Genomic DNA, 7,401 nt, shown 5'->3' with positions numbered 1-7,401 from the left:
ATCTATGCATCAAGAGAGGAAGCTAAATCAGAGATATTTGAATATATCGAAGTGTTTTACAATCGAAAACGGCGTCACAGCCATCTCAATCAGCTGAGTCCAATGGAGTTTGAAAAGTTACAGATTGGAACCTGATAATCGTCTAGTAAAGCGGGTGAAGTCCACTTGGCATTTGCAATAAAGATGCTTCGAGAGACTTGCCCTGCAACAGTAGCCATATGTTGATAACAAAGGGAATTAGCGAAACAATGATAAGGCCATAGATTGCCCTATTAAAGCTCTTATCTAATTTGGATGTCTCTGCAAGTTCATCATTTTTCTTCTCTGAATAAGCGTGACTTAGTCCGGCAGTTAATGCATTCGGAAGTAAGGCCTTAATTTTTTTAGATATGTCATCAAAATCCTCTTCCCAGTTTCCAACTAAAGAAGTCACCTCTTCTTTTTTATTTTTCTCGAATTCAACGAAATTTGTTTTTAAGTCAGAGAATGCATTCTCAAGTTCTGTTTTAAGACCAATAATCTCTTCTTGATTGTTTTCTTCCGAGGCCGGAATTCCAATTATTTCGTAGTAAAGCTCATCCAGCTCCGCTTTCCTGGCAGTTATTTGAGTAAATAAGGCTTTCGTTTTCGCAACTACGTCTAACGATTCGGAATGCCAAGATTCAAAAAGCCTTAATTTCTCGGAATAAGATTCGGGGCTCTCAAAAATTGACTCTAAATTCGAAATTGACTCCTCTAATTCCTCTTTGCGGACTGTAAGCTCAGATAACACGCTGTTAATCGTATCTGTCGAGTTGCGCACGGATGCTTTCGACTCACGAATAATTTGCGCAATACCAATAATTTCGTCCTTGATAGAGTTAACTTCATTTAGCGAATTCTGGGTAAATTCTACGGCGGTTAGGGCTTCATTTTTAGCATCCTCGCATCGATTCCTAAACTCCGAACATTTTCTTGATGCTTGTCTAGCCTCAGCTTCATATTCTGGTGTTCTTTTGTCAATTTGCTCTCGAAGTTCGAGGATACTTTTCCAAAGTTTTTTTCGTTCTTCATCCAAATAGTCAATGCGATCTTCTTTACTCAATTGAGCTCTCCCTTTTTATTGATGTTCTTTGCTATGATGAAGATTAAAGCTAATAATACGACTCGATAGATGCTTAATAAAACATGGGCCTTATAAAAATTAATTGCATTCCCATGACTGATTTTAGCCGAAATATTTAGCACTTGCTTTATCTTAATTTGGCTAGGTTCTGCGACCTATAGGATTATGTTGATGAGTCCAGTAAGAGCTTAAAAGCTGTAACGAAGCAAGAAATATAATAATCGTTCAACTCACAGAGAGGCCACTATGGCAGGCTACAGAGATATTGATTTGCGAGCGGCAATCAATGCAATTTCCGATGTGATTCAAAATAGACCTAGACCAATCCGAACCTTTGATCAGATTTACATGAAAGCTGGCGACATGGTTTTGCAGAGTGAGTTGGTTGCGAAGTGGACCGATGGAAAGCGACTTGCTTTCATTGGGGATGGAGACGCAATAAGTGTCTGCGTTGCCTATTTGAAAAATAGCAAGATATTCGATTATGGACCCTCTAATAATTGGGGTCAGAGTAAATTAATCCGAGATGAAAATAAAAATTGAAAGTCTTGGATTGATATATACGTATTGGTCTTCGTTAATAAATACTTCATGATCCAACAGTAGTATGATTTTCTAAATTTCTAACAAAATCATTATCATTGGGGGCATCATGAAAATAACAACAATATTTCTATTACTCTGTATTTCAGGGGCGGCATTTGCTAACTCTGCTTGTGATAAACCAAGAGATGATTTCGACGGTTTGTATTGCCTAAATAAGGTTTACCAAGAAGCAGACAAAGAGTTGAATGAAAACTTCAAAAAGCTAAATTCAAAATTAGACTCTGATGGTAAAAAGGCTTTAAAGTCAGGCCAGCTTTCATGGATGTCGGAGAGAAATAGTAGTTGTTCCAAACGCGATGGCGAAGGTTTCTTCGTAAATCTAAATTGTGCCTCCAGTACCACCATAAAACGCTCCCAGTTTTTGCAAGACAGAATTCGAGAGTGCTTAAGCTCTGGTTGTCAAAATAGTAAGCTTCTCTAATAAATCAGTTAATCCATACACAGGGCTTATAGATGCATATTCCATCATCTTATCGACCTACTTATCTTCGAGATGGTGTTATCCCCGATGACATGAGATTTTTCTGGCTTTATATCGCCTTGAGTATTGTATGTTTGGTAATTGCTGCGCTACTAGCAAGAGTCAAACTAACGACTTTCCCGCTGAATCCAATTTACTGGCACTACTGGGTAATGGCTAACGCCAAAATTCCACCAGTGATTGGAGATATATTTGAACGATCAAGAAACTACAGGTTTTATGTAATCTTTTGGGCCTTATCAGTTGTGTTCACCATTATGAGCTGAGCATCAATTCCAGTATCTACTGAGCACTAAATCCGATATGAGTGAAGCAGTGATTCCAGTTGAGTGGAGCAGTAACAAGGATGACGATTAAATTTCATATCACAAATGCCTACTCTATATCATTGAAGGCTATTAAAACCTATACATTGCTGATATTCACTTGTAATCAAACTTGAAGTAAGCTAATTTAGCTCTAGAAATTGCTTTACTAAACTAACAATAAATTTGAATAAAAACATCGAATTTCCGGCATGAGGGTTCAATGCTGGACTGACTACTTCAGGGGGTAGCTTATGTTTCACAATCTGACTATCAACAGAATCATTATCCATGAAGTGCATCGAAGAGATGTCAATCGCAACATAGTAGAACCCAATTATGGTCAGCAGCTTATTCATCTTGAGAACGATGCGAAAAGCGCACTTCAGATCCGAATTACTGAAGCTTTAGGTGAGTCGTCCCATGGCATTGAGATGCAAATCCAAAATACCCTAAATAACAGCCTTTGGGATTTAGCAAATCAAATTATTCAAACTACAGGCAACGATAATGCGTTTATTAACCTTTCACAAACTGTGACTGCCAATTTGGCAGAAGCGCAGAAGAGCAAAGGGATTCCTGGTGGTATCGTAGTAGTGATCGAGGGAACATGCGGTCATCCAGCACGCAATTTAATGTGCGTGATTAAAGCTGAGCCACATGCGGGATTTATTAAACGGCAAGAAGAAGGACAGCTATTACTTCAATATTTAAAGGATTTAATTCTTACTCCGCAGGCCAAGCTCTACAAAATTGGTGCATTCATCCAAGCGAATATTGATGCAGTGCCGAGTCCTGAAAACCCGTCAGCCCAATGGAAAGGATTTCTATTTGATGATCTTGCCACAAAGGGAAATCGTCAAGGTGCGGCACAGTACTTTTACGAAACCTTCTTAGGATTGGCTTTTCCAACGGATAGTGCATTCCAAACAAAACAGTTTCATACGTTGACTAAGGACTTCATTAAGAGAGCGAATATTGATGAGGAAACTAGAAGTGATTTACTGACTGCACTAACAACATATCTCAAAGTGGATAATACAGCGACAGTGCAAGTTTCAGCTTTCTCGGAGGCTTATATTCCCACCGCAGAATTGCAAGACGCATATCGACAGCACATGGTGCAAAACAGCTTCACATTAAATGCGATCCACAAAGATCTAACTGAAGTGGCGTCAGCACTAAAACAACGCAAAATCGTGTTTGGCCACAATATCAAATTGACTGCTCCACCAGAGACATTTGAGGACTTTGTGAACATGAGCGTAATTGATGGCGAACCCACCGCAGATGGCCAAACACCTAAGTGGACCCAGATAATTATCCGGGGTCGAATTATGGATCAAGAATGACGGAACAGGAGTTCCTTAAGCGCTGGGAACAGGAGAAACCGGTTTACCAGGCTTGGGCTGATTTCATTAAATACACGATTGAGCAGACTTTAAAAACGTCCATTGCTCCGACCCAACTCGATTACTTTCTGAAGGTTCCCGTAAAACCGAGACTTAAGCTTGACTCTACTTTGGTGGATAAGGCTTTCTATCGCAAGCAATACGCAAATCCTTACGATGATGTTACCGATAAGGTCGGTATGCGGTTTGTCGTTCTACTGACTAGCGACATCAAAAAGGTCTGCCAAATTATTGAGGCGCCAGAAAACAAACTGTTCTGGGATGCTTCCAAGGACAGAGATTATGAAGCTGAGCGCTTAGAGAAACCGTTAGAATTCTCATACCAATCGGTGCACTTCGTACTTCGCGCGACAAAAGGTAATAAATTTTCGGGTATTGAAATATTAGAAAATACTTCCTGTGAGGTCCAAATAAGGACATTGCTGCAACATGCCCATAGTGAACTGACTCACGACACGCTATACAAGCCTAAAACGGTTGCGCAGCCAGGCGTTAAAAGAACTGTTGCAAAAAGTATGGCTTTGATCGAAGCAACAGACGAGTTCTTCGAACAGGCAATGCAAGACATTGCGAAGGCAATCAAGCCACAAAACGATATCCTTGATTTATTAAAGGATAGATATCAAGCAAATATTCACCAAAATGTGGGTGAGGAACCATCAAATCAACTTTTAGTAGATACTTATTTTGAATTACTGCCTGAAAATCCGATTGCAGATATTTCAGCGTTCTTGGATAAGGTTGGCTATATCTACCCGAAAATAAAACAATACCGTGAAATCCGACACATATTTTCACAACCAGCCATATTGCTTATTTATTACTTAGCATCTCATAGTCCTGCCAGGACTGTGGAGATGTGGCCTTTAGATAGGGATGACCTTAATCTGGTGTTTAGTGATCTCGGCATCAAGTTACCAGATTAAGAAATCGATTTCATTAGTCTTAGGAACCAAACTGCCGCTTCTACTTTATCAAGCAGCAGTTTGGATTAAACAAAGTATTATTGACCAGTAAGCTTTTTCTTTGCGCGCAATTTACGCATAGATTCCCCCTTCAAATGAAGTACATGTGACTGATGCACTACCCGATCCAGGATAGCGTCTGCCAGTGTTGGATCCGGAAATAGGTCATGCCATTGCTCAAAGGGATATTGAGTTGTAAACAATAGAGAGCCTGAGCGCATCCGTTGATCGATAATATCCAGAAGGACATGGCCAACGGATATATTGATTTGTCCATGTCCAAAATCGTCAATAACTAATAATGCCGGTTTAATGAGTTTAGTTTTTAGACTGGCTAGTGACCCGTCAGCTAGTGCTGTCGCAATATCTGAAAGCAGCTGATTACTACGTATGTATATCACCGATATGCCGAGCCTGCATGCTTGAGTTCCAATAGCAGTTCCAAGCCAGGTTTTACCAGTACCAGTCGCGCCGCGGATGGTTAAATTTTGCTTTCGATGTATCCACTCGCATGTTGCCAATGTTGAAATCAATTGTTTATCCAAGTCTCTACTAGGTCTGTCATCCAGATCTTCTAAAGAACACCGTTCCGGAAAGCCAGCTGACTTAATAAAACGTTGAATACGTCGAGTTTCCCGATTGGTTATTTCGTAATCAACCAGCATGGCAAATCTTTCATCGAACGATTTTACATTCAAATTTGGTTGATCAAGTTGCAAGCTGTAAGTGTCAGCCATTCCAGATAGTTTAAGTAATCGAAGGTTCGATAAAGTTTGTTCAACGATTGACATCTTATTCTCCAAAATAATTTGGTCCTCGAACATCAGAGTGCACCGTTCGATTTATAGTCTGTGAAAGTGCTCCAATATGGCGAGCCCTCAAATCAGCATCATTTTTAATAATGGATTCAATGCTACGAAGTGCAGTTATATTCAAGCTTAGGGCATAAGTACATACAGCTTCAAAGCGCTCCTCTCCATAAAGCTTCGAGATCTCCCGCATTTTTCTTGCCGCCCTGATGCCGTTGGTTGGATCGTGTCGTTCGGTTAAATGATAGGTAATCATTCTTTCTGCATTTTCGCCTACGCTCTTCGCCCACCTGAGTAAAGCTAAAGGCTCACCTTCAAGAACGTTACGATGCGCGGCTGGCATATGATCTTCTATTCTGGAAAGGCCTCCAATTTCATTGATGATTGCATGAATTGCGATACGTACATTTTTACGGAATACTTCAATCATCCGATCATTGAATCTGACATCTACTGTTTCACCACGATACCTCCATGGAACTGAATAAAAAGATTTCTGGTGTTCGATAAGATAATCGTCTCCAACCCGAACTGCATATCGCCAATTGGCATATACATATCGTGTTTCGGAGAGCGGGCGTAAGGCTGGCAAATCGAGTGCTTCGAATCTACTTTTCCTGCACCCTTCCATTTTCTTAAAAGGGCGTTCATTCAGAGCAATATTTAATCGACGAATTTCTTGATTTGCTTCTTCTAGGCTAAAAAATATCCGATCTCTTAAGGCAAACAAAACCCATCGCTGTGCGATCTGAACGCCAGCTTCGGCTTTAGCATTTTGCTTAGGTGATTTAGGCTTAGTTGGTAGTGATGCTGCTCCATAGTGTCGGAGAAATTCCGAGTAAGCAGGATTGATAGTTATACGATCACGCTCCCGTCGACTTACAGCAGCCTTAAGATTGTCACTGACAATCCAATTCGGAATTCCTCCAAAAAACTCCAAAGCATTAGTTTGAGCACTCACCCAACACTCTGATGTTTGTTGCCAAACGGCTTCAAGATAGGTGTAGTTAGAACATCCCATTACAGCAACAAAGAGTTGTGCGTAACGGGAAGCCTCTCCAGACATGCTACGAATTTCAATGGTTTGGCCAGCGAAATCAGTGAACATTTTGTCCCCAGGGCGGTGAATTTGGCGCATGACCAGTCTTTGAGCACCAATCCATTTTCTATACCCGGCAGTAAATTGAGAGTATCCAATACCGTTAGGATTGTTTTCTTTCCATTCCCGCCATAATTGTTCTCTGGTTGCTTCGGGTCGAAGCATTTCCTGATGTATGTGTGCCCAATCAGGATTTTCTTTTGTTGTCCTAGTTCTCTGTGTAAGACTCAGAGCTACTTGCCACGCATCATCATCTAATTCGTTCAACTCTTCAGAACTTTTATTGCTTTTTTTAATGGCATCAACAAGCCTGGATACTGTATTGGCTGCAACACCAATAGAGCGGCTAATCGCACGAGATGATTGTTCGGGGGTATGAAAATACAGCCGTGAGATTTCACGCTGTAAATGTATTGGAATCCGCATCAGGGATTTTCTCCTTTATTTAGAATGCGAGAACAGCTGCTTAACGCAATCTTTTCAATCACAGGGATGAAAAAGCCCATCACGCGTGACTTGACATCTTCACGCGTGGCGCAGATACTACAGTTTCAAGTCGATTACTTGATAGCAGTTCGCAACCCGAGGCCGGAATCCTCGGGTTTTGCGTTTTATGGGC

General features: G+C 40.8%; 8 protein-coding genes. 5 read left to right on the top strand and 3 right to left on the bottom strand.

Annotated features, from left to right (window positions below; all coding sequences use genetic code 11):
- Window positions 1-135, top strand: a 135-nt coding sequence (locus E6Q52_RS04995; RefSeq protein WP_292818770.1) for an IS3 family transposase, incomplete at its 5' end; no start/stop codon positions are given.
- A 7-nt stretch (window positions 136-142) separates the two neighbouring features.
- Here the strand turns inward: E6Q52_RS04995 and E6Q52_RS04990 are convergent.
- Window positions 143-1,084, bottom strand: a complete 942-nt coding sequence (locus tag E6Q52_RS04990) for a hypothetical protein (RefSeq protein WP_292819224.1) — start codon at window positions 1,082-1,084, stop codon at window positions 143-145.
- Between the two features lie 267 nt (window positions 1,085-1,351).
- Between E6Q52_RS04990 and E6Q52_RS04985 the strand changes: the two genes are divergently transcribed.
- From E6Q52_RS04985 to E6Q52_RS04970, 4 genes are all read left to right on the top strand, one after another.
- The gene (locus tag E6Q52_RS04985) at window positions 1,352-1,648 is read left to right on the top strand and encodes a bis-aminopropyl spermidine synthase family protein (protein ID WP_292819221.1); all 297 of its coding nucleotides are present in this window, start codon (window positions 1,352-1,354) and stop codon (window positions 1,646-1,648) included.
- A 109-nt stretch (window positions 1,649-1,757) separates the two neighbouring features.
- Window positions 1,758-2,132 (top strand): lysozyme inhibitor LprI family protein, encoded by a 375-nt coding sequence (locus E6Q52_RS04980; RefSeq protein ID WP_292819218.1) that lies wholly within the window; start codon window positions 1,758-1,760, stop codon window positions 2,130-2,132.
- Window positions 2,133-2,751: 619 nt separating this feature from the next.
- On the top strand, window positions 2,752-3,849 hold the full coding sequence (locus E6Q52_RS04975) for a nucleoid-associated protein (protein ID WP_047516641.1): 1,098 nt from the start codon (window positions 2,752-2,754) through the stop codon (window positions 3,847-3,849).
- Window positions 3,846-4,835, top strand: a complete 990-nt coding sequence (locus E6Q52_RS04970; protein WP_292819215.1) for a GTP pyrophosphokinase family protein — start codon at window positions 3,846-3,848, stop codon at window positions 4,833-4,835. Before E6Q52_RS04975 ends, E6Q52_RS04970 begins: the two co-directional genes overlap by 4 nt.
- A gap of 77 nt (window positions 4,836-4,912) precedes the next feature.
- On the opposite strand, the gene istB is transcribed toward E6Q52_RS04970, so the two are convergent.
- Together istB and istA are read right to left on the bottom strand one after the other, a co-directional pair.
- The gene (gene istB, locus E6Q52_RS04965; RefSeq protein WP_047516645.1) at window positions 4,913-5,665 is read right to left on the bottom strand and encodes an IS21-like element helper ATPase IstB; all 753 of its coding nucleotides are present in this window, start codon (window positions 5,663-5,665) and stop codon (window positions 4,913-4,915) included.
- Window position 5,666: 1 nt separating this feature from the next.
- Window positions 5,667-7,208 carry an IS21 family transposase gene (istA, locus tag E6Q52_RS04960; RefSeq protein WP_047516648.1) on the bottom strand — a complete coding sequence of 514 codons (1,542 nt, stop codon included), beginning with the start codon at window positions 7,206-7,208 and terminating at the stop codon, window positions 5,667-5,669.
- Window positions 7,209-7,401 lie beyond the last annotated feature (193 nt).

This window comes from Methylophilus sp., assembly GCF_008015755.1.
GTDB lineage: Bacteria > Pseudomonadota > Gammaproteobacteria > Burkholderiales > Methylophilaceae > Methylophilus.
Note: the sequence above shows the minus strand (reverse complement) of the source record. Positions and strands in the feature narration are given on the sequence as shown.

Bases quoted from the DNA above. Each gene is read 5' to 3' on its own strand.
- E6Q52_RS04985 (WP_292819221.1), top strand. From the start codon at position 1,352: ATGGCAGGCTACAGAGATATTGATTTGCGAGCGGCAATCAATGCAATT.
- E6Q52_RS04980 (WP_292819218.1), top strand. From the start codon at position 1,758: ATGAAAATAACAACAATATTTCTATTACTCTGTATTTCAGGGGCGGCA.
- E6Q52_RS04975 (WP_047516641.1), top strand. From the start codon at position 2,752: ATGTTTCACAATCTGACTATCAACAGAATCATTATCCATGAAGTGCAT.
- E6Q52_RS04970 (WP_292819215.1), top strand. From the start codon at position 3,846: ATGACGGAACAGGAGTTCCTTAAGCGCTGGGAACAGGAGAAACCGGTT.
- istB (WP_047516645.1), bottom strand. From the start codon at position 5,665: ATGTCAATCGTTGAACAAACTTTATCGAACCTTCGATTACTTAAACTA.
- istA (WP_047516648.1), bottom strand. From the start codon at position 7,208: ATGCGGATTCCAATACATTTACAGCGTGAAATCTCACGGCTGTATTTT.